The 23,068-nt window shown below is 42.1% G+C and carries 16 protein-coding genes and 1 pseudogene; 10 read left to right on the forward strand and 7 right to left on the reverse strand.

What is annotated here, in order from left to right; all coding sequences use genetic code 11:
• The first annotated feature begins 59 nt into the window (after positions 1–59).
• The 3 genes from G3R48_RS14550 to G3R48_RS14560 all read left to right on the forward strand — a co-directional run bounded on the left by G3R48_RS14550 (position 60) and on the right by G3R48_RS14560 (position 3,054).
• Positions 60–1,409: a Na+/H+ antiporter NhaC family protein gene (locus tag G3R48_RS14550; RefSeq protein WP_153665800.1), complete on the forward strand. Its 1,350-nt coding sequence runs from the start codon at positions 60–62 to the stop codon at positions 1,407–1,409.
• Between the two features lie 234 nt (positions 1,410–1,643).
• Entirely contained in the window at positions 1,644–2,291 is a 648-nt protein-coding gene (locus tag G3R48_RS14555) for a hypothetical protein (protein ID WP_153665798.1), read from the forward strand.
• A gap of 34 nt (positions 2,292–2,325) precedes the next feature.
• Positions 2,326–3,054: a pseudouridine synthase gene (locus tag G3R48_RS14560; RefSeq protein ID WP_153665796.1), complete on the forward strand. Its 729-nt coding sequence runs from the start codon at positions 2,326–2,328 to the stop codon at positions 3,052–3,054.
• A gap of 40 nt (positions 3,055–3,094) precedes the next feature.
• Here G3R48_RS14560 and G3R48_RS14565 read toward each other — a convergent pair.
• From G3R48_RS14565 to G3R48_RS14595, 7 genes and pseudogenes are all read right to left on the reverse strand, one after another.
• Positions 3,095–5,250, reverse strand: a pseudogene (locus tag G3R48_RS14565) (S46 family peptidase).
• Positions 5,251–5,725: 475 nt separating this feature from the next.
• A complete protein-coding gene (locus G3R48_RS14570; protein ID WP_212593379.1) occupies positions 5,726–6,931 on the reverse strand; it encodes an aromatic amino acid transport family protein in 1,206 nt (401 codons plus the stop codon).
• Positions 6,932–7,217: 286 nt separating this feature from the next.
• Positions 7,218–8,678 (reverse strand): catalase KatB, encoded by a 1,461-nt coding sequence (gene katB / locus G3R48_RS14575; RefSeq protein WP_153665794.1) that lies wholly within the window; start codon positions 8,676–8,678, stop codon positions 7,218–7,220.
• Between the two features lie 507 nt (positions 8,679–9,185).
• On the reverse strand, positions 9,186–9,440 hold the full coding sequence (locus G3R48_RS14580; RefSeq protein ID WP_153665792.1) for a YgjV family protein: 255 nt from the start codon (positions 9,438–9,440) through the stop codon (positions 9,186–9,188).
• A 313-nt stretch (positions 9,441–9,753) separates the two neighbouring features.
• Positions 9,754–10,191 (reverse strand): PaaI family thioesterase, encoded by a 438-nt coding sequence (locus G3R48_RS14585; RefSeq protein ID WP_153665790.1) that lies wholly within the window; start codon positions 10,189–10,191, stop codon positions 9,754–9,756.
• Between the two features lie 261 nt (positions 10,192–10,452).
• Entirely contained in the window at positions 10,453–11,121 is a 669-nt protein-coding gene (locus G3R48_RS14590; RefSeq protein WP_153665788.1) for a response regulator transcription factor, read from the reverse strand.
• Positions 11,122–11,383: 262 nt separating this feature from the next.
• Entirely contained in the window at positions 11,384–11,980 is a 597-nt protein-coding gene (locus G3R48_RS14595) for a DUF2238 domain-containing protein (RefSeq protein ID WP_153665786.1), read from the reverse strand.
• A gap of 149 nt (positions 11,981–12,129) precedes the next feature.
• Between G3R48_RS14595 and serA the strand changes: the two genes are divergently transcribed.
• From serA to G3R48_RS14630, 7 genes are all read left to right on the forward strand, one after another.
• Positions 12,130–13,362 carry a phosphoglycerate dehydrogenase gene (gene serA, locus G3R48_RS14600; RefSeq protein ID WP_153665784.1) on the forward strand — a complete coding sequence of 411 codons (1,233 nt, stop codon included), beginning with the start codon at positions 12,130–12,132 and terminating at the stop codon, positions 13,360–13,362.
• Positions 13,363–13,560: 198 nt separating this feature from the next.
• Positions 13,561–14,532 (forward strand): tRNA-modifying protein YgfZ, encoded by a 972-nt coding sequence (gene ygfZ, locus G3R48_RS14605; RefSeq protein ID WP_153665782.1) that lies wholly within the window; start codon positions 13,561–13,563, stop codon positions 14,530–14,532.
• A gap of 307 nt (positions 14,533–14,839) precedes the next feature.
• Positions 14,840–15,583 carry an ABC transporter ATP-binding protein gene (locus G3R48_RS14610; protein ID WP_153665780.1) on the forward strand — a complete coding sequence of 248 codons (744 nt, stop codon included), beginning with the start codon at positions 14,840–14,842 and terminating at the stop codon, positions 15,581–15,583.
• The gene (locus G3R48_RS14615; RefSeq protein WP_153665778.1) at positions 15,583–18,180 is read left to right on the forward strand and encodes an ABC transporter permease; all 2,598 of its coding nucleotides are present in this window, start codon (positions 15,583–15,585) and stop codon (positions 18,178–18,180) included. Before G3R48_RS14610 ends, G3R48_RS14615 begins: the two co-directional genes overlap by 1 nt.
• 95 nt (positions 18,181–18,275) lie before the next feature.
• Positions 18,276–19,412, forward strand: a complete 1,137-nt coding sequence (locus G3R48_RS14620) for a lipocalin-like domain-containing protein (RefSeq protein WP_153665901.1) — start codon at positions 18,276–18,278, stop codon at positions 19,410–19,412.
• A 405-nt stretch (positions 19,413–19,817) separates the two neighbouring features.
• The gene (gene napA / locus G3R48_RS14625; protein ID WP_153665776.1) at positions 19,818–22,301 is read left to right on the forward strand and encodes a nitrate reductase catalytic subunit NapA; all 2,484 of its coding nucleotides are present in this window, start codon (positions 19,818–19,820) and stop codon (positions 22,299–22,301) included.
• Between the two features lie 105 nt (positions 22,302–22,406).
• Positions 22,407–22,832, forward strand: a complete 426-nt coding sequence (locus tag G3R48_RS14630) for a nitrate reductase cytochrome c-type subunit (protein ID WP_153665774.1) — start codon at positions 22,407–22,409, stop codon at positions 22,830–22,832.
• Positions 22,833–23,068: the final 236 nt, after the last annotated feature.

Below are 23,068 nucleotides of genomic sequence, written 5' to 3' on the forward strand. Positions count from 1 at the left end.
TCTGTTGTAAATTAAACGAACACAGTCACGCTGTAGATGACAAGAAAGAGAGAGCCATTTTGACAAATAACACCCAACCTTCAGTCGCACCAACGACTCGCCCAGCGTCATTTATTGCGCTATTACCCTTATTTGTATTCTTAGCACTGTTTATTGGTGCTGGACTTTACTTTCAATCCCAAGGGGTTGATTTTGCTTTCTATCAATTACCGAGTGTTGTTGCTATTTTACCGGCAATCATTTTGGCATTATTACTATCAAAACAAACGCTTAATAATGCGATAGACACTTTTATGGCCGGTATCGGACACAGCAATATTATTGCCATGTGTTTAATCTATTTGTTAGCTGGCGCATTTGCCGCCGTAGCTAAAGCCACTGGCGGTGTTGATGCGACGGTGGCGATGGGATTGTCGTTTATCCCTTCTGACTTGTTATTACCTGGATTCTTTATTATTGCCGCTTTCATTGCCACCGCAATGGGAACATCCATGGGTACGATTGCTGCGGTAGCGCCTGTTGCCCTTGGCGTGGCTGACCAAGCACATATCGATTACGCCTTAATGGCTGGTGCGGTGATGTCAGGTGCATTATTTGGCGATAACTTATCCATTATTTCAGACACAACCATTGCGGCAACGCGTACCCAAGGTTGTGAAATGAAAGATAAATTCCGTGAAAACCTTATCTTTGCTATTCCAGCAGCAATTCTAACCTTCATTGCTTTTGCATTAGCAGGTCAAGGCCAAGCCGACATTGCTCCCCAAGCTTATAACATAGTGAATGTATTACCTTACTTAACGATTTTAATCTTGGCCGTTGCCGGACTAAACGTGTTCGTGGTGTTAACACTCGGTATTGTACTTGCTGGGTTAACAGGCATCTTCAGTGCTGATTATCATCTGGTTCAATTTGGTAAAGACATTTACGCAGGTTTCACTAACATGCAAGAAATCTTCATTTTATCAATGCTCGTTGGCGGCCTTGCAGCGCTAATGCAACAACAAGGTGGTTTGGCCTTTGTTAGCAATAAAATTGAAGCATTAATTAACCGCTCTTCAAATAAAAATGGACAAGCCTCAGGGCGTGCAGCAGAGCTTGGCATGGCGACCATTGTTGCCGCAACCAACGCTTGTGTGGCGAATAACACCGTTTCGATTGTAGTAACAGGTGACATTGCTAAAGAACTAGCAACCACCAACCAAGTACAACCTAAACGCGCTGCCAGTATTTTGGATATCTTTGCTTGTATCGTACAAGGACTAATTCCTCACGGTGCTCAAGCATTATTAGTGGCTTCAACCTTTGCAATTAGTCCAATTGCGGCTATTTCACATGTTTGGTACTGCATGATCCTCACTGTCGTCGCCATTGCGATTGTGATTTTGCGCAAACGTGAAGTTCAATAATCTGCAATTAACCTGTTAATAGTCATCAGCCTCCAATTTTATTGGGGGCTTTTTTATTGATAAAAAGTATCGTGAGAGGTTGCAAACACCCACTGATCCACTGTCAGTCATCGCCGCACACTTAAGTCTTTACTTTCACACTGATAAGGTTAATATTTTGTTAACACTTATTCACGTTGTTTGCCATTGTCTAGAACGCTGCACAATTACGATCTCCACTTAGTGATCATTTTTATGTCATTGCTGACAGCTGCAATATGCTGTATTGGATTTGGCACGACGTTATTTATTGAAAGCAACGGCTTCAGTGTTAGCACCCTCAATACTCGCCCCGACACCTTCGGCAATTATCTGACTTCCTCTTTCGCCATCGTGTTTAATTTATCGTTATTGTCTGCAGGGTGTTGTTTAATTCTGGCAATGATTGCCATCTTTTTTACCTTTCCAGATATGCTTAGTCGCTATATTGCTATCGCCGGTGCTACGGTGGGTTTAAGCATTTTATTAATGGGTATCTTCCCGATAAACTTCATTGATTGGCACCGAAAAATATCTACCTTATATTTGTTAAGCTCGTTTGTGCTGCATGTGTTATGCGTGCCGGATTTTTTTAAACACAACAGCACCATGTCAAAAACGGTGGTGTCGTTATCGGCGATTGGTATTGTCAGCACCGTTAGTTTGATGCTGCAATTAGACTGGAAGTTACTTGATTTTCCGCCATGCGATCACATGGACAACAGCTTTTGTACCGTTTCACTATCGATGTGGGTACTTACCCATATTAATATTTTATGGTGCATTACTTTAAGTCTAAGGATGCGCACCCACATTAAGCAGCAACAATCTGTGATTATGCAATCGCACTGGGCTAATTTATAATTGCGGCCAATTTATATCTACTCAAGCATATTTTATGGCTCATTTCCGACTTGCTCACTACCTCGCTTTATGCGGCATAGCCTCACGTAAACAATGTGCACGGCTGATAACTGCAGGCAAAGTGATGATAGAAGGCCGCCCAGCCAATCATATTGATCTAGTCGATGATACCTGCCCTGTCGAGCTAGTTGTTAACGGTAACCGCGTCCCCGCGCCTGCCAATAAGCAATATTGGATTTACCATAAACCGGTTGGGGTAAATTGCAATTTACTAGTGGATGACCCTCACAGCTTGGTTCACCAGCTACCCTCTGAGGTGCGATTATTTCCGGTAGGTCGGCTTGATAAAGACTCGCGAGGGCTGTTATTACTCACCAATGACGGTCAATTTAATCAGCAGCTAATGCACCCAAAGTTTCATTACCCTAAAACCTACCATGTGCAGCTTGAGCGTAGTTTTAATCCAAATTTCATCACTCAAATGGCCACGGGGGTCAGTTATAAAAACGTCACCACTCAAGCTTGTAAAGTCAGCGCGTTAACCTCTAATTTGCAAGGCAGCACAACAGACCGTTTTGAGATATGTTTAACCCAAGGAATGAATCGGCAAATAAGACGAATGGCAAAAGCACTCGGCTATCGGGTCATTGACCTACATAGGGTCGCAATTGGGGGGGAAGAATTTGCTGATGTGACCGAAAATAAAATGCGGCCATTATCGGCCGCAGAATTAAGCGCATTACAAGCCTTAGCTAAGCCTTAAAATGACAAAGGCTTAGCAACTTGATGACGTTAGCATTGGATTAGTGAACAATGTCCATTTCTTCAAGTAAGTTGTCAGCATGGTCTAAATACTTCATTACCCAAAGCATATAGCGGCTATCAACTTGAATTGAACGGTTTGATTTAGGATCGTAACCCCAATCACCAATGATACTTTCGTACACACCATCAAATAACAAACCAACTAATTCAGCACGACCATTTAAGGTCGGTGAACCTGAATTACCACCGGTGGTATCAAGGGTTGATAAGAAGTTGACTGGCACAGAATCTATCGATTTAACATAGAAGTCGCCGTATTGCTTTTTATTGATCAACTCAAGTTGTTTCGCTGGTGCATCAAAAGGCGCTTTGCCTGTATCTTTAGCCACAATACCTTCTAAACGTGTAAATGGCACCGCCACTAATCCGTCTTGTGGTGAATAGCCTTTCACGTTGCCAACTGTCACTCGTAAACTTGAGTTTGCATCAGCATACACAGGCTTTCCTAGCTCACGGTTATAGGCAATGATGGCATCCATAAATTGTGGACGGACTTTCATTAAGTCGCCAGCAAGCTGCTTAGCGGCTTTTTCACGCTTCATGGTTTCATCAAACGTGCTCACCGCATATTGAATAAATGGGTCATTAGATTTTTTAAAATCCTCAACGGATTTATCCATCCACGCTAAACGTGTTGCTTGGTCTGACAGCTTGGTTTTACTGTACATTTTATCAAGCTTTTTCATTAACTTAGCTTGATCAAACTGCTTACCAATACCAAACGCTTTATCAAATGCAGCCAAATGTTCTGACTGAGGCAATGCAGCATATCGACCAATTAACTCCGCTAAAATAGCCTTGTCTACGCTTGGCGCGTAACGACGGTCAATTCGTTCCATGCTTGAGGTAAAGCGCGCCATGTCACGGTCTTGATAACCGGGTTCACGTTGCATGTCTGGCAAGTTTTTTCGTGCGCTAAACGATATAAACGCTCGGCGGTGCTTTTCATGGTTGAGTAACCCATGTAAGACATTAATACGTCACGCTCTTGACCTTGTTGATCTTTAACAATCAACTTATCTAGTGCCGCTAAAGTATGACCATATTGCGCTTGGCGTTGGCTATCTGCGTTAATCCATTTGGCCAATTTTGTTTCTAGCGCTTTACGATCGTCAAGCATGGTCGATTTACCATAGAATTCAATCATTGAAGTGAAGTTTTTAGCATAGTTAGCTAAACCCGCAAGGGCGCTTTCGTACTTAATACGCTCATCGCTACCTGCTGATGCGGTATCTTTAATGATTTCAATAATGCGTTCACGTAGCACTTTTCCTTCTGGATAAGCCCACTCAAACTGGTTTTGTACTTCGTTAGCAGTGCGGTAACGATTGGTACGGCCAGGGTATCCTGCAACCATCACAAAATCGCCATCACTCACACCTTTAGCTGACACCTTTAAGAAGCTTTTTGGCTCATATGGCACATTATCTTCACTGTAATCAGCTGGCTTACCGTTTTTACCAACATAGGCGCGATAAAATGAAAAATCACCTGTATGGCGAGGCCACATCCAGTTATCGATATCGCCGCCATATTTACCCACGCTACCTGCTGGGTTATATGCTAAGCGAACATCACGAATTTCCATTTGCTTAACAAGGTAATACTCTAAACCGCCATGAAAGCTGTATACCTTACAACGGTAGCCATCTTCTGCTTCACACTGAGCCACTAATGATTTTTCTTGTTGCTCAATGCCTTTATAGAAGTCATTGCCGCTCTTATTCATTTGCCCAGCTTTTACCTTGTCAGTCACATCGGTAACGGCTTGTGTCACGTAAATACGTGAACCTGGCGTAGCAGGTAACTCATCTTTGTATGACTTAGCTAAAAAGCCATCTTTTAATAAGTTATTTTCAGGAGTTGAGTTGTATTGAATTGCGCCGTAAGCACAGTGATGGTTAGTTACCACAAGTCCTTTAGGTGACACAAATGACGCCGTACAACCACCGAGGCTAATTACGGCATTCATTGGGAATTCAGTCAGTTTAGAAATTGAAGTGGCATCAATTTCTAACCCTTTTGCTTTTAATTCATCCGCCATATCGGGTAATTGGTAAGGTTGCCACATTCCTTCGTCAGCACTAGCACCAAAACTGGCAACGAGGGCTGCGGTTAATAGCCATTTTTTCATTATTCCATCCAAGTCAGTCGCTTACATCGCGATATTGTTGTTATTACACTCTACCTGTTGAGGCGAGTATTTTATTTCACAAGGTAATTAACATTTAACAAAAAAAGCAAACAAACCATCAAATACATGATTATGCTAGTTTTTATACGTAATACCCAATTGAAGAGATATTATAATACAGATTCCTGCGCCTGCTAATCTGATTTTCGTTAACCAATGTTTCAAAGTGATTAACATCAAAAAAGGCTGAAGAAACAGAATGTTTCTTCAGCCTTTTATTTATCAAATGAGCCATTACAGCTAATACGTTTTAAACCCGTTATTCACTGGTACTTTTATGTATATTGCTACATGGACGACAGCGATTATACCCGTGACATTTACCTTTCGATAAGATTTACAGCCAGTCTTTAGTGACTGGCATCTGCTGCCGATAGACTATTTTGATGACCAACAACCATGCCAATATTCAGGTTTAGCCTAGCGTGGCAATCAATTGTGCAAACACAATTCCTACGCCCATTAATCCCACTAAGATTAAGCCGACATTACCACCGATAACTTGATACCCACCAAGGTTTTGGCCTCGCTGCTTTAACGCCATCGCAATGGGTAAGAACATAATCATCACCACTAATGGAATAGCTGCAAAGCCCAGTACTTGGAAGAAACCATCTGGGTAAAAAAGCGCACAAAGTAACGGTGGTACAAAGGTAATTAACCATGTTTGCGCGCGTCCAGTGGCAGTATTTTTAGCACGCGTAAGTTCAGCAATATAATCAAATAAACTCATGGTTACCCCGAGGAAAGAGGTAATTAATGCTAGGTTGGCAAAAATATCAATAAACTGACTAACAACGGCGGAATTGGCCACAGCTTGTAGCGCACCGACTAATGCAGGTAACGAACCTTCAAAGCTATGAATTTGCTCGCCACTAATAGTGCCTAATGTCACCAGTAGCCACAAAATATAGCTAACAAGTGGAATGGTTGAACCAACTAATAACACTTTACGCAGGGACTGACTGTCACCATCTAAATAACGCACAATAGTGGCAATACAAACATGGAAGCCAAATGAGGTAAATACCACAGGAATGGCTGCTAGCCATAACTTATATATGTCACCACCTTCAGCAAAAGACTCACTGGCTTTGGCTAATATGTTGCTGGCACTGACCTCGGGTAATAAAAAGGTCACAACTAAGACTAATAACACCACCATAGCCGAAAATAACAATCGCGATATTTTATCAATCCAGCTCACGCCAATAGCAATAATCCCGCCAAAAATGACAGTAAACAATAACACGGCAATGCGGTTATCCAGATTAACACCCAACAAAGGCTCTAAACGCGCCTCAAGTAACGATGACCCACCCATAAGATAAACCATTGTTAAAGCGAATAATAAACTCAGTAAAGACGCACCTTGAATAAACTGCCCTGCTTTACCCAATGTTTTACCGGTAATGCTATGTACGTTATCACCAATACCCGCACGCAAGTTAATCTCAAGCATTAATAATGAGGTATACGCCGACGCTCCCCAAATCGCCACCAGCAAGATAATTGCTGGCACCATTCCAAGTGCGGCAGTTGCTAAAGGCAAGGCCAGCATGCCTCCACCAATTGCTGTTCCTGCAACAATGGTTATTGAGCCAAGTACTTTTAAATTCACCACAGAGTCCTGTCATTATTATTTTAATTAAATCGACAGTAACAGAGGCATTTTAGCTGAGCAAGATACTTAGATGTTAAAAGGGCTTGAAGCCTGTTTGGAAACAATTACACAACATTTATAACATTGTTGTTCACGCCACATTTGCACTGATGTAACAATACAGCGTTACAGCGAGTATCTGGTGTCAATAGCAGGAGCCATTAACACTTCCACTTAAACTGCCAATAAAAAAGCAGCCACCGAGGTGACTGCTTATATCATTGCTTTTTATCAGTTATTGGGCTTATAGACCGAGTGCAGTTTCGATACGTTGACCGTAATCTTTATCTGCATGATAAAAATGTTGCACCATTTGTTGCTGCACAGGTTTTGTCGCTTGGCTAAGCGTTGAAACAATGGTTTCTACTAAACGTGATTTTTCTTCTTCAGAGAAAATACGGTATAGGTTACCCGCTTGCTCAAAATCATTTTGATTATAACGACTGTAACGATCAGCCTCACCGTCTAAACGTAGTGGTGGCTCTTTAAAGTCGACTGACTCAGCTAGTGGTTGTGGTGTATTTGGTCCATAGTTAGCTGTTGCATCGCCACCTGTTTGGCTACCATTATAAGGGCACTGTGTGCCTGCCATTGCGCCACCACGTTGGTGATGATTTGCTTGGGTGGCATGTGGGCAGTTTACAGGTAATTGGTTGTAATTAGCCCCAATGCGGTAACGTTGAGCATCAGCATAAGCAAATAAACGTGCTTGGAGCATTTTGTCAGGTGATGCGCCAACGCCGGGGACTAAGTTGCTGGGTGCTAATGCTGCTTGTTCTACTTCAGCAAAGTAGTTAACTGGCATGCGGTTTAGCTCTAATTCACCAATTTCAATCAATGGGTAATCAGCATGTGGCCACACTTTGGTTAAATCAAATGGATTAATTACGTAATCATTAGCTTCTACTTCAGGCATAATTTGCACATTCACAGTCCACTTAGGGAAATTCTTATCTTCAATTGCCACAACCATATCGCGTTGTGACGAATCAGGATCGATACCTTTTAACTTATCCGCTTGCTCAGCGCTTAAGTTCACTACGCCTTGCTGTGATTTAAAGTGGAACTTAACCCAAAAACGCTCGCCTTTCGCATTCCACAAAGAATAAGTATGTGAACCATAACCGTGCATTTGACGATAGTTAGCTGGAATACCACGGTCAGACATTAAAATGGTCACTTGGTGCATCGCTTCTGGATTAGCAGCCCAGAAATCCCACATCGCTTGAGGATCTTTCAAATTAGTGTGTGGGTTACGCTTTTGCGTATGAATAAAGTCAGGGAACTTAATGCCATCTCGCAGGAAGAATGTTGGCGTGTTATTACCTACAATATCGTGATTACCACGAGCAGTATAAAAACGTAAACCAAATCCACGTGGATCACGCTCAGCATCTGCTGAACCCATTTCTCCACCTACAGTAGAGAAACGCACAAACGTTTCAGTTTCTTTGCCAACACCGTTAAAGTGGTCAGCTAATGTAAACTCACTTAAGTCTTTGGTTAAAGTGAACTTACCATAAACACCTGTCCCTTTTGCATGCACAATACGCTCAGGAATTCGTTCGCGGTTAAAGTGCGCTAGCTTTTCAATTAAATGCCAATCTTGTAATAATAATGGCCCTCTTTCACCTGCCGATAAAGAGTTTTGATCGTCTGCGATCGGAGAACCATTTTGACCTGTAAGATAATTAACCTGTGACATGATTTATTCCTTGTAATTGTGTAACCAGTGCTCAATCAAATCGACTAGTGTCGGCATGTTTTAAGTACCTCGTGTTATTTCAATGAATTCATCTTAATGCCAATCAACTTATCAATAAAACGATTAAATCAGATTAACTTAATTGCATTTTACGATTATAGATCCACACTCAGATTTTCTAATCGCTATATTAATGACGAGAAAATGTAATAATTTGACCCAGATCATTAAACGAATGTAAATGCATGTAAAGATTGTGATGTGAAACTATTGACTTTGATTACCTAGCGCATGATAAATGATCTTTCCAGTATTTAATTGATTAAATTACTGTTTATAAAATTATTTTTATCATTTAAATAGCCCCTACTTTAAGGCTAGCAATGACCTTAAAAACCACTTACGGCAAATTAATATGCGACATATTTGAAAAAGAGGGAGGCAAATAACAAATAACAAATAACAAATAACAAATAACAAATAGCAAATAGCAAATAGCAAATAGCTTTACGATTGCTGGTCATCTTTAGGATTAGCGGCAGTGTTATAGAGTTTGATCAGGTAATAAATATCAATCAGTACAATAAAGAAATTCACTAACGCGACCGGAATGGCATCAATTGCCAAACCGTATGCCACAAATAGCGCAGCACCAATTAAATTCCACCAACGTAACTTTTTAATATCAGCCATCATCAATGATACCGCCACCACCACTGACGCTAAATACCCTACCCACTCCCAAATTTGACTACTGTCCATTGTGTTCACCTCAAATGGGTTGTTAGTTCGTTGCCAATCATGATTAGCGATTAACGATTTGTTTTATATTAGGAATATCTTACTGATACTCACAAGCGATATTAGCCAACAAGGCAATAAACCCACTGTTATAACACCGCACTAATTAATCAATAAAAAGCCCCCATGAAATTAAAGCGACGCTTCAATAGCTCGTTAGGGTGTATTCATTATAGATAACACTTGGGGATGCAGTGCTTCATTTTACAAGCGATAAAATAAAGCACATTGTTGGCGAGATATATTGAGCAGATGATTGATCCAACGAATCGATTTAGCGCTTCACAACCGCTGCGGTCATTCGAGAAATACAACATAATTCGTTAGCACTATTATGAATTAAAATCTCCCAAACAGAGCTGCGTTTCCCCATGTGTACTGGTTTTGCCGTGGCTGTTAATACACCTTTACGAGATGCTTTTAGATGATTGGCATTAATCTCTTGGCCAACACAATAATACTGCTCAAAATCGACCACAAAATTAGCCGCATAACTGGCCACAGTTTCAGCTAAAGCCACATTCGCCCCACCATGCACTATGCCAAGTGGATTGTGTACCGAAGGATCTGCTGGCATGGTTGCACGCATAAAATCATCACCAATTTCAACAATTTCAATGCCTAAAGTGGTCATTAACGTCCCTTTATTCCCTTGCCCTGCATCAAGCTTTTTACAGTCTGCTAATGTGACGTCTCTAAACCAAATACTCATGTGTCATCCTTCATTATTGTTACTGATGGTGAGCATGTCTGTGACATGCTTTTGTAATATATCTTAAATCATCATGGCGTAAGATTTGCCATCTCAATGAGATAAAATGTTAACCATTCACATTGAAAATTATTACCACAATGATTAACTGCAACTGCAGCACGCGCTTGCTCGCCGAGTATACACATAAACAATAAAGGCTACCTATTGGTAGCCTTTATTGTCATTAAAAATAGCGAGATTATTGCAAAATAATTGTGATTAACTGACCAGTTCAAAGTGGGTTTGATAAGTTTGTGCCCAACGTAATAGTTCAACCCGGTTGCGTGATTGGGTTTTACGAAAGATTGACGAAATATGTGCTTTTACTGTGTGTTCACTGATACATAAATGATGAGCAATTTCTTTATTACGCGCTCCAGAAGACACTAACTGAATAATCGTACGTTCTCTGGTGGTCAGCATTTCTAACATCGCGGCAGTTTCTTCTGGGACGGGGCTAGAGGTATCAATTTTTTGCACTAAACGGCGGAAAATTTTACTGATTAATGTCCGGTCATACCATAACTCACCCGACACCATTTTACGCAGGCCAGTAAGCATTAAATCCATGCGTTGATCACTATAAAGTAACCCGCGAACGCCCAATAATAATGCCGCTTCTTGATCTAACGAATCTCGATTAACTTGATAAATAGCAACAGGAACATGAGTGGCAATTCGATTTACGATAAGTGGAATACCGTTATTATCTAACGCCGCACCATCTTGGGCGATAAGATAAAAGCTATTAGAAAATTTTTCCAATTCTAATTCACTGGCTGATTTTACAATACGGGTTTTTAATCCAATAGATTCTGCCAAAATGGCCAAATGACATGGGGCATTGATTTGATGTAGAAAAACTAATTCATCTATATTAGAGCTCATCACTTTTCTCCCTGAAAAGTATCTACTTACGTACTAAATACCAAGCTAATAAACAGCTAAAAAACAGTAGTAACGTGTCATCCTGAAGTTATAACGATAAAAATCATTTACAATAATAAAGTCATACTTTTGTCTTCTAGCCATCCTCACCCATCAAATAGTAGTAGATAATCACTAGCCTGAAAGTAAAAAAAATAATACTTTAGTATGAATAAAACTCAAACCGACTTCTTTATTTATTATCCTCTAATAAACGCTCAAATCAACAATGATTTAGCTGATTGTTATGAATGCTTGTCAGTAAAAATAAACTTACAATTCCGCCAACTAATGCCATAAACATATCTGACTGTGTATCCCACACATAACCTTGTGTGCCTAAAAATGCTTGTGCATCTTCACCTGAAGCAGCCCCTACCCACCATTCAATCAACTCATAAAATGCTGAAAAAGCTAAAACGAAGCACAACGACAAAAAGTGACACCAATAACCCAATTGTAAAACATGATGCCTTAGCAATACTTCCCGCGCCAAAATCACCGGGACAAAACCTTGGGCAAAATGACCTAGCTTGTCATAGTTATTGCGTTCGCTACCCATAACTTGGGCAATCCAATCAAATAAAGGCACTTGTGCATAAGTGTATTTAGCCCCCACCAGTAACACCACACAGTGGAATAAAATAAGCCCATAAGCCAGAGGCGTTAAAGGAAACTTTCTATCAGTAAATGCCAAAATAGGCAATGCTAATAAAGCCGGAATAGCCTCAAGCCACCAAGTGAACCGTTCATAAGGCTCAAAGGCTGACCACACTATCACGACAAGGTAAATAACTATCCATAAAGCCTTTTTATTCAATTTGGTTTTCTCTTATCAGAGCGTGTTCTAAAAATAGAATAGCTTATTTAGCCATCTAGAACTCCACAATCAAACAAAAAGATGATACGTTTGACTGCTGACTAGGTCAGCTTAGTTTACGCACATATTTTTAAGAGGGTACCCATATCATGGCGAAACATTCGCTTAACAAGGATAAAATTAAAATCCTGCTTTTAGAGGGCGTCCACCAAACAGCGGTAGATGTACTAAAACGCGCAGGTTACACCAATATCGAATACCACAAAGCTTCTTTATCAGAAGATGACTTACTTGAATCGATTAAAGATGCTCACTTTGTCGGTCTTCGATCTCGCACACAATTAACTGAATCTGTGATAAACCATGCTGAAAAATTAGTCGCCATTGGTTGTTTTTGTATTGGCACCAACCAAGTTAATCTTAAAGTGGCTGAAAAACGCGGTATTCCAGTATTCAACGCCCCATTTTCTAACACCCGCAGTGTGGCGGAGTTAGTCATCGGCGAAATCATTATGCTCATGCGCGGCATTCCGCAGCGTAATGCCATGTGTCATCGTGGTGGCTGGTTAAAAAGCGCCAATGGCAGTGTTGAAGTTCGCGGCAAAACGTTAGGGGTTATTGGTTATGGTCATATTGGTACACAATTGGGCATTTTGGCTGAAACCTTAGGTATGCGTGTGCGTTTTTATGATATCGAAGATAAGCTGCCGCTAGGTAACGCATCTCAAGTGCATTCATTAGAAGCATTATTGGCCGAGTCTGATGTTGTGAGTTTGCATGTGCCTGAAACCGCGCAAACTAAAAACATGTTTGGTGTCGATCAATTTGCTCAAATGAAGCAAGGCGCTTTCTTTATTAACGCCTCGCGAGGCACCGTGGTTGAGATACAAGCATTAGCGGAGTCATTAACGGCAAACCATATTGCTGGCGCTGCTGTTGATGTATTCCCTGTTGAGCCAAAATCAAATAATGACGAATTTATTTCGCCATTGCGTGGCTTAGATAACGTATTACTGACCCCACACATTGGTGGTAGCACCGCAGAAGCACAAGAAAATATCGGCATTGAAGTGGCCGGTAAACTCACTAAATACTCTGATAACGGCTCAACACTATCAGCGGTTAACTTCCCAGAGGTGTCATTACCTCAACATAAAAATACTTCACGTATTTTGCATATTCACCATAACCGCCCTGGTGTTTTGATTAAAATTAACCAAGCGTTTTCTGAAAAAGGTATCAATATTGCCGCTCAGTACCTACAAACAACCGCCGATATCGGTTATGTGGTAATGGAAGTCAATTCTGATCAAGCTGAAGATGCGCTACATCAATTAAAATCAATTGATGGCACCATTCGCTCGCGAGCATTATTTGATTAATCACGCTTGCAACAGCACTAACGACAAGGTGGTTAACGGTGAAACCAAAGCGTGAGTTCACAAATAACCACTTTGGAGCAAAGCGATCTATTTTATAGATCGCTTTTTTGTTGTTTTTTTCAAAAAAGCCCACATTATTGTAGTAACGCCATACTTATGCGCGCAAATTACTGTTCGTGACATTCTTTAGGGATACATATGACCATTTCATCGCAGCAAGCTGACTGGACCTTTAATGATGCGCCACCAGCATTAGTCTTATCTCATCTATCTCATTTAGGCCTTATTGACGTTAGCGGTGAACAAGCCCGCAGCTTTATACATGGTCAAGTTACCACTGACATTACGTCATTAGATGCCAATCAATGGAAATGGGGCGCACATTGCGACCCTAAAGGTAAAATGCTGGCAAGTTTCAGAACCTTTGCCATTGCCGATAAATTAATGATGCTAATGCCAACAGACACCATTGACGTTGACTTACCGCAACTGCAAAAATACGCCGTGTTTAGTAAAGCAGAGTTAGTGAATGTGACCCATGAGCTAGCATTAATTGGCATCAGCGGGGCTCAAGCCCAAGCATTTGTTCGCAATCATATTGGCGATGTAAGCGCAGCGGTCAATCAACACGCTGATATCACCGTGTTAGTTGACGACGATCGTTTTATTATCATCTTGCCTGTCGCGCAAGTGGATGAATTGGTTGCTAAAGCCAATGTTGCCCTTACCGATAAAACTCATTGGCAAGCATTAGAGATTAAAGCGGGTTACCCTAATATTCACGCTCAGCATGCTAATCAATACGTACCGCAAATGTGTAACCTACAAGCCATTGACGGCATTAGTTTTAATAAAGGTTGTTACATGGGACAAGAAACCATTGCCCGCATGAAATACCGTGGTGGCAATAAACGGGCGTTATACATTGTTACTGGTACGTGTACCACTGAAATTAACGCTGACACTCAACTAGAAATTGCCGACGAAGACGGCTTTAGACGTGGCGGCAATATTATTGAGTTTGTGCAACAAGGTGAACAGGTGTTACTCACCGCCGTATTAGCTAACGACACTCTAGAGAATGCTAAGCTGCGCGTTAAAGATGATGAAGCCTCAACCTTAACTCTCACCCCATTACCGTATTCATTACTGGAACAAGAACAAGAATAAAAGAACCACAATCATCAAGGCCTCATTCGAGGCCTTTTTATTTTAACGTGCTGATTAAACTTTCATTTCATTGCCTTCGTATAGTATAAACGCAGCTCTTAGACAGGTATGCTAAAGGCGAGCGATTGCAAATAAGACACCGCCTTAACTGAATATTATCGAACCTCAACCGTCTCAAACAATGAATTATTTTTAGCGATTAACGATAAGTTATTTGGTGTAAGCAACAATAGCTCGACGCTAAAGCACATATTGTTGCGTCGTTTATTACGCGCCATTAATCGGGTAAATTTTGCCAAGGAAATCCATGGAACACGCTAACACTACGCCGCATATTATTCGACTAACTGACATTAGCAAATCGTTTGTTGATGGTGATAAACAGCTTCCTGTGCTCAACCAGCTAACCTTAGCGTTAAAACAAGGCGACACGGTGGCACTCACTGGTGCAAGTGGTAGCGGCAAAAGTACCTTATTAAATATCATTGCTGGCTTTGAATACCCTAGCCAAGGTGAATTACAACTTATCGGTCAAAGCACTAAAAATTGGCAAGACAAGCAATGGAGTCAATTTCGTCACCAGCAACTCGGCATGGTGTTTCAACAGTTTAATCTGCTCACGCCGCTAAATGTACGTGACAATATTCGCTTTTCATTACAACTCAATCGCCAAAAATGGAATGACTGGTGCGATCATCTAGTCGACGCCTTAGGGCTAGCGTCCTTATTAAATCGTGAAGTTGAATCATTATCTGGCGGTCAACAGCAACGAGTGGCGATTGCCAGAGCATTAGCGCATCAACCCGCATTACTGCTGGCAGATGAGCCGACGGGTAACCTTGACTATAATGCTAGCCTTGAAGTGATGAGCTTATTAACTTCACTGGCAAAAGCACAGCAAACGTGCGTATTAATGGTCACCCACAGTGAGGAATGCGCCCAATATATGCAGCAACGTTGGCACCTCGAAAATGGCGCTATTAATGCCGACTACAGCATTAATCATCTTAGCCAAACCAAAGGGGATATCAACCACGGCGGGCAAGCATAATGACCTGGCAACACACTTACCTCACAGCCAAAGTGTTCTTGCGCCATTATCGTCACTCACCGGTACAAGCCAGTGCTATTTTGGTGGGCATTGCCCTTGCAGTCACCTTACTTATTGGGGTTAAAGCCACTAATGAAAACGCCATTAACAGTTATAGCCAAGCGACTGAATTACTCAGTCAGCGCGCTAGTGCCCATGTTAGCTCCAACCAAAGTGACACCATTAATCAGCAAGTGTATTTTGCTTTATCACAAGCCGGAATTCCCAGCTTAGGGGTATTAGAAGGCGTAGCTGAAGGCCCAAGCGGCCATTCCATTGCCATCAGCGGCAATGACCTATTTGCTGCAATGTCGCTGGCGCTCACTCATTCACCCCCCCCAGATAAAAAAAATCCGCAGTCAAAATTGATGCCATTTTCCAGCGATATTCCATTGCAAAAGCTCATTAATGGTTATCCGGCGATATTAATGAGCCGTTCATTGGCAGATAAACTTTCTCCATCAGGTAAAGTGCAGCTAAATGGCTATCAACTTGAAGTGATTCGCGTTGATGACAGCGCAGGGTTAGGCAATGACATCGTGGCTGACTTGTCATTACTGCAACCATTATTAAAACAGCAGGGCCAACTCAGTTATGTGGCGCTATTTCCGCAATACGCTGACCAAACTAAAAGCCAGTTAATCAAAGCGGCTAAACACGCTTTAACCGCCGCAGGCATTGCGGTTTCTACGCTTAACTTTGAGGCCGATGACAACGGTGCATCATTAGGCGCATTAACCGACAGCTTCCATCTAAACCTAAAAGCCATGGGCATGTTGGCATTTTTGGTCGGGCTATTTATCGCTTATAACGGTGTGCGTTATAGCTTAATGAAACGTCACAGTTTATGTATTCAATTAATGCAACAAGGTGTGGGCGCTAACCATTTAATGGCGGCATTACTGCTTGAGTTAATCGTGTTAGTCATCATAGGAACCATTATTGGTTTTATTGTGGGATTGCAATTATCGCAATGGCTACAACCAATGGTGTCGATGACATTAGAGCAACTTTATGGCGCTAGGCTGATACCGGGAAATTGGCAATGGCAGTGGTTTATGCAAGCGTTAGCACTGACTCTTGGTGCGGCATTATTTGCCTGTTTACCCATGTTATTAGGCTTAAAACGTACACCTTTAGCGCAAGGGGCATATCAGCGCCCACGCACCCAATACTATCGAAAACTGCATGCAAAAATGTTGCTTACTGGTTTTATTACTTTGGTTATCAGCTGCACCTTGATGCAGTTTACAGAGCAATACCAATACAGTTTATTGCTGCTTGGCGCGGTGACAATTGCCATCCCATTAATGTTGCCGCAACTACTTACTTGGCTTATTCAGCTCATTGAACAATCTAACCCACAAGGGTTATTGCAATATGCATTGGCAGAAACACGGCAAATTATTGCGCCACTGTCACTGGCGATGATGGCAATGTTACTGGCAATTTGCGCTAACGTATCCATGAATACCTTAGTCGGCAGTTTTGAAATCACCCTCAAGCAATGGCTTGAATCGCGCTTACATGCAGAACTTTATATTAAGCCCAGCCCGCAGCAAATTCCTCAAGTGCAAGCTTATTTGCAGCAGGATAAAAATGTGACTGCACTATATAAACAGTGGCGTAGTGACGCGGTATTAACCCAGCGCTTAGTGGCGAATACCTCAATCAACAGTGACAATAGCGCTCATCCGCAGGCGACATTTAACCAAACTCAATTACATGTTCCGATTGCACTGGTCAGCCGAGACGCCAGCTCTATTGAACAAACGTCATCATTAAAAGTTCACTCCATTGATTTTTGGCAAGGCTTTTCCCAAGGCAGCCAAGTGATGATAAGTGAGCCATTAGCCATTAAGCAGCAACTTAATATTGGCGATAAGATAAGTGTTGATCGCTTAAACAAACCACTCACTATTGGCGCAGTGTATTACGACTACGGCAATCCCACCGGTGAAGTACTTATTGGTCAACGTTTATGGCAAGCATCAACTTTACCTGCCACTCCAATTAGCTTTGCTGTCAATTACCAAGGCGAGTTAAGTCAATTACAGCTGCAATTAAAGCAACACGCTGGACTAAACTCTTCAACCATGTATAGCCAAAAGCGCATTAAACAAGAAGCGATAACCATTTTTACCCGTACCTTTTCCATCACCTTAGTGCTCAATAGCTTGACCCTAATTGTCGCTGCTATTGGATTATTTAGTGCATCAACCATGTTAACTCAATCTAGGCTCGCACCGTTTGCACGCTTATTTGCTATGGGCGTGTCTAGAGGGCAATTACAGTTTATGGCCTTAGGACAAATGCTCATCATGGTGTTACTCACCTGTTTGGTTGCCATGCCAATGGGAGCACTATTGGGTTACTTAGTGATAAGTAAAGTCACCTTACAAGCCTTTGGTTGGAGCATTGCCATGGTGTGGGATTGGTACAGTTATGCCCAAGTGGTATTAACCGCAGTGCTCAGCTGCATGCTAGCAGTGATATTGCCGCTGTATTGGCAAACTAGAAAACCACTTATTAGCAGCTTGCAACAGGAGAGCCAGTAATGACACTGAAATTATCCCAATGTCTATTGAAGTCTTTCTCGGCTCAAAGAACCCGCCGCTCTTGGCATAACCAAGTCCTCTTTTGCAGTTTAGCGATGCTATTATTAAGCCTATTAAGTGGTTGCGATAATGCCCCTAACGACAGTAAAGATATGGGACAAATCATGGGCAATAGCGCCCAAGGCTATGCCAAAGTTGTCCCTAATAAGCCAATCACTTTCCCGCAAGATCACCTGGCTCATAACGATTTTAAACAAGAGTGGTGGTATTTAACCGCTAATTTAACCACTGCCAGTGGCGAGGCCGTCGGTATACAGTGGACACAATTTCGTATTGCGCTGTCACCGCCAGACTCAGAGCCAACCATGCTGATTGAGCAATCACAATCAAGCCCAGCATCATCAAAAAACAAGTTTCCAGCCTTACACAGTCAATGGCAAACGCGGCAGGTGTATATGGCACATGCGGCATTAACCTCAAAAACTCAACACTTTAATGCTGAAAAGTGGTCTAGAGGCAATAAACATCTTGCTGCAGTCTCCTCAAATCCATTCACTATTTTTACTCAAAACTGGCGCTGGCAAAGCGATAACAATGATATGTTCCCTGCGCAATTACGCGTTGAGCAACCCGAATTTGGCTTTCAATTACAGTTAGATAGCCAGCAACCTTTTCAGCGCCAAGGCGATAATGGCTACAGCATAAAAAGTGCCGATTCAGCAGTGGCATCTTACTATTACAGCCAACCCTACATTAATGTCTCTGGCACCATTAATCGTCATGGGAAAAGTGAAATTGTTACTGGCAAAGCATGGTTAGACCGTGAGTGGAGCTCGCAATTTTTAACTAAGGCCCAACAAGGCTGGGATTGGTTTTCACTGCGTTTAAACGCGCAACAAACCTTAATGATTTTCAGATTAAGAGGCAACAATGACGCCGGCCATTTTTATAGCGCCAGATTAATGAATGCTGATGGCCACGGCAGCAATATTAATAGCAAAGATCAACCTAATGACATCCGCATGACCCCAACCCAGTGGCAACAAACGCAAACGGGGCGTCATCCGATTGCTTGGCACATCCAAGTAACCAGCGCCAATATTGATATCACGACCAGCGCGCTCAACTCTAACAGCGATATGCCGCTTTCGGTATCTTATTGGGAAGGGCCAATTCAGTTTTCAGGCAGTCATCAAGGTGAGGGGTATATGGAACTTACCGGTTACCAATAAAGGCGACTCGCCAACGGTGAAAACGGTAAATATCCCTTTGACTGCAAAAATAGCAAAGCCAAATTACTTACACAAAAAGAGATAACTAAAAAGTTTTAGTTCATTTTAATTAATTGTGTGAAGTGAAACAGTAAATTCAACAAAATTTGTGTTAGAAGCCATTCGAGTTGACAAAACAAAAACATTAACAAATAAAGGTTTGAATTTACCTCAAAACCTCAACAACTAAACTGAGAACTAGATCACATCCAAAAATGTGATCTTGAACAACTATCAACCACTATACTCATTCAGAGGTATACCCTTAGATTTTGTGTGGCTTAAACTCGTTACTAACTCGTTATATCTTTGATATGACATTGAAGTAATAAAAGTCACTACCAAAAACACAGAGTGAGGAACACCATGAGCATTAGCCGTCGCGAGTTTCTAAAAGCCAATGCCGCTACCGCTGCAGCGTCAGCTGTAGGCATAGCGTTGCCAATCAATATCGTACAAGCTGCAGAAGAAAAAGCTGACATCAAGTGGGACAAAGCCCCATGTCGCTTTTGTGGCGTAGGTTGTAGCGTATTAGTCGGCACTAAAGCTGGCAAAGTGGTTGCCACAAAAGGCGACCCAGAAAGCCCAGTAAACAAAGGACTTAACTGCATTAAGGGTTACTTTTTATCTAAAATTATGTACGGCAAAGACCGCTTAACGTCACCGTTATTACGCATGAAAGATGGTCAGTACGATAAAGAAGGTGAATTCACTCCAGTTAGTTGGGATGTGGCATTAGACACCATGGCTGAGAAATGGAAAGCCAGCATTGCCAAAAAAGGCCCAACCTCTGTCGGTATGTTTGGTTCAGGCCAATGGACGATTTGGGAAGGTTACGCGGCGTCTAAGTTACATAAAGCAGGTTTTCGTACTAACAACATCGACCCTAATGCTCGTCACTGTATGGCATCAGCAGTTGGTGGGTTCATGCGTACTTTTGGTATCGATGAGCCAATGGGGAGTTACGATGACTTCGAAGCGGGTGAAAACTTTGTACTTTGGGGCGCCAACATGGCTGAAATGCACCCAGTACTTTGGGCACGCTTAACCGACCGTCGTTTAAGCCACAAAACGGCCAAAGTACATGTGTTATCAACCTTTGAAAACCGCAGCTTTGACCTTGCCGACAACCCAATGATCTTTAAGCCACAAACAGACTTAGTTATCTTAAACTTTGTGGCTAACTACATCATTCAAAATGGCGGCGTGAATAAAGAGTTTGTTACCAAGCACACTAAATTCGCCCAAGGTACAACTGACATTGGTTACGGTTTACGTCCTGAGCATCCGCTTGAACAAAAAGCCAAAAATCCAGCCAATGGTAAATCTACCCCTATTAGTTTTGAACAATATGCTGAATTTGTCAGTGAATATACCGTTGAATACGCATCAAAAATGAGTGGCGTACCGGTTGAAAACCTCATTGAACTTGCTAAAGTTTATGCCGATCCAAACCAAAAAGTGATGAGCTTATGGACCATGGGTATTAACCAACACACCCGTGGTGTGTGGGCAAATAACATGCTTTATAACATCCACCTATTAACCGGTAAAATTTCTACACCAGGTAATTCACCATTTTCACTAACGGGTCAACCATCAGCTTGTGGTACTGCACGTGAAGTGGGGACGTTTGCCCACCGCCTACCCGCTGACATGGTTGTTGCTAATCCAAAGCATCGTGCTAAAACTGAAAAGTTATGGAACGTGCCAGAAGGCACTATCCCGCCAAAACCGGGTTATCACGCGGTGCTGCAAAACCGTATGTTAAAAGATGGCAAGCTTAACTGTTACTGGACAATGTGTACCAATAACATGCAAGCCGGTCCAAACATTAACGATGAAATTTACCCAGGTTTTCGCAACCCAGAAAACTTCATCGTGGTATCTGATCCATACCCAACCGTCACCGCAACTGCCGCTGACTTAATTTTACCAACAGCAATGTGGGTAGAAAAAGAAGGGGCTTATGGTAATGCTGAGCGTCGTACTCACATGTGGCATCAGCAAGTGCCATCACCTGAAGGTTCAAAGTCTGACTTATGGCAGCTAGTTGAGTTCTCAAAACGTTTCAAAGTCTCTGAAGTTTGGCCCGCTGAGCTTATTGCTAAGCAACCAGAAGTCGCAGATAAAACCTTATATGATGTCTTATTCGCCAATGGTGAAATCAACAAATTCCCTACATCAGAATGTAAAGGCGATTACAACGACGAGTCAAATGACTTTGGTTACTACATTCAAAAAGGTATTTTTGAAGAGTACGCTCAATTTGGCCGTGGTCATGGGCACGACCTTGACGCATTTGACAACTACCATGAAAACCGCGGTAAACGCTGGCCAGTCGTTAATGGCAAAGAAACCGTGCGTCGTTTCATTGAAGGCAGTGACCCATATGTGAAACCAGGCGAAGGCTATAACTTCTATGGTAAGCCAGATGGCAAAGCCGTTATTTTTGCCCTGCCATTTGAGCCAGCAGCAGAAGAGCCAAATGAAGAGTTCGACCTATGGATGTCTACTGGTCGCATTCTTGAACATTGGCACACAGCGTCAATGACAGCTCGTGTACCAGAGCTTCATCGCGCCTATTCAGATGCACAAATCTTTATGCACCCAGAAGATGCCAAAGCACGCGGTTTAAACCGAGGTGATGAAGTTGTCGTAGCCTCACCTCGTGGTGAAATAAGAACTCGTGTTGAAACTAAAGGCCGTAATAAGCCACCTGTCGGAGTGGTATTTATGCCGTTCTTTGATGCGCGCCAACTGGTCAACAAACTGTTACTTGATGCGACAGATCCCCTGTCAAAAGAAACAGATTTCAAGAAGTGTCCAGTAAAAGTGATGAAGGCTTAAACGCAAACTTTGCGCCCAAAGACTAGAGCAAACTATGAGTCAATTCTGTCGTAGCCAAGGCTAACTTAATTGACTCTAAATACCTCTGAAGGTGGAGAATATCTTATGAAAAAAATCTTAACCATCGCAGCAGCAATGCTTGCAATTAGCGCCTGTTCAGGTCAAAACATTGAACCTAACGCAACACCTGTAAAAGTGGCATCACTGGCGGGTAACTCACCAATTACCGACGTACGCCCAGCTGAGGAAGTGTCTGTTTACCCAAGCCGTGGCACTGCAATCGAGCGGACTTTTGCGCATCAACCGCCTTTGGTTCCACACCGAACCACTTATGCATTAAGCACAAAGAAGAACGGGTGTTTAACTTGTCACGATCCTAAAAAAGCCAAGCGCATGAAAGCCACCGCTGTCGATGTTTCGCATCTAAAAGCCGATGGCAGCTTTAATAACGAATATTATTTCTGCGACCAATGTCATGTTGCACAAGCGGATAACAAACAAGCAATTATTGAAAACGCGTTCACTAAATAATCATTATTAGTGTGAATATAAAGGTCATTGGCGCAGGTCAATGACCTTTTTTATTAGTATCATCAACCACCTTACATCCTCAATTCAAGCTACCCTACCCTTGCTGTGCAATAACATGATTTAATGACAAAGCCGTGCTTAATTAACTAAAAACAATCAACATAACCGCCGCTATCCTATATTATCTACCACAAACAACAATATTGGCGCCTCGCTCATCAGAGCTGCGCTATTTT

Source organism: Shewanella intestini, assembly GCF_018221465.1.
GTDB lineage: Bacteria > Pseudomonadota > Gammaproteobacteria > Enterobacterales > Shewanellaceae > Shewanella > Shewanella intestini.

Coding starts and splice junctions, on each gene's coding strand:
- G3R48_RS14555 (WP_153665798.1), top strand. CDS start 1,644: ATGTCATTGCTGACAGCTGCAATATGCTGTATTGGATTTGGCACGACG.
- G3R48_RS14560 (WP_153665796.1), top strand. CDS start 2,326: ATGGCTCATTTCCGACTTGCTCACTACCTCGCTTTATGCGGCATAGCC.
- katB (WP_153665794.1), bottom strand. CDS start 8,678: ATGTCACAGGTTAATTATCTTACAGGTCAAAATGGTTCTCCGATCGCA.
- G3R48_RS14580 (WP_153665792.1), bottom strand. CDS start 9,440: ATGGACAGTAGTCAAATTTGGGAGTGGGTAGGGTATTTAGCGTCAGTG.
- G3R48_RS14585 (WP_153665790.1), bottom strand. CDS start 10,191: ATGAGTATTTGGTTTAGAGACGTCACATTAGCAGACTGTAAAAAGCTT.
- G3R48_RS14590 (WP_153665788.1), bottom strand. CDS start 11,121: ATGAGCTCTAATATAGATGAATTAGTTTTTCTACATCAAATCAATGCC.
- serA (WP_153665784.1), top strand. CDS start 12,130: ATGGCGAAACATTCGCTTAACAAGGATAAAATTAAAATCCTGCTTTTA.
- ygfZ (WP_153665782.1), top strand. CDS start 13,561: ATGACCATTTCATCGCAGCAAGCTGACTGGACCTTTAATGATGCGCCA.
- G3R48_RS14610 (WP_153665780.1), top strand. CDS start 14,840: ATGGAACACGCTAACACTACGCCGCATATTATTCGACTAACTGACATT.
- G3R48_RS14615 (WP_153665778.1), top strand. CDS start 15,583: ATGACCTGGCAACACACTTACCTCACAGCCAAAGTGTTCTTGCGCCAT.
- G3R48_RS14620 (WP_153665901.1), top strand. CDS start 18,276: ATGCTATTATTAAGCCTATTAAGTGGTTGCGATAATGCCCCTAACGAC.
- napA (WP_153665776.1), top strand. CDS start 19,818: ATGAGCATTAGCCGTCGCGAGTTTCTAAAAGCCAATGCCGCTACCGCT.
- G3R48_RS14630 (WP_153665774.1), top strand. CDS start 22,407: ATGAAAAAAATCTTAACCATCGCAGCAGCAATGCTTGCAATTAGCGCC.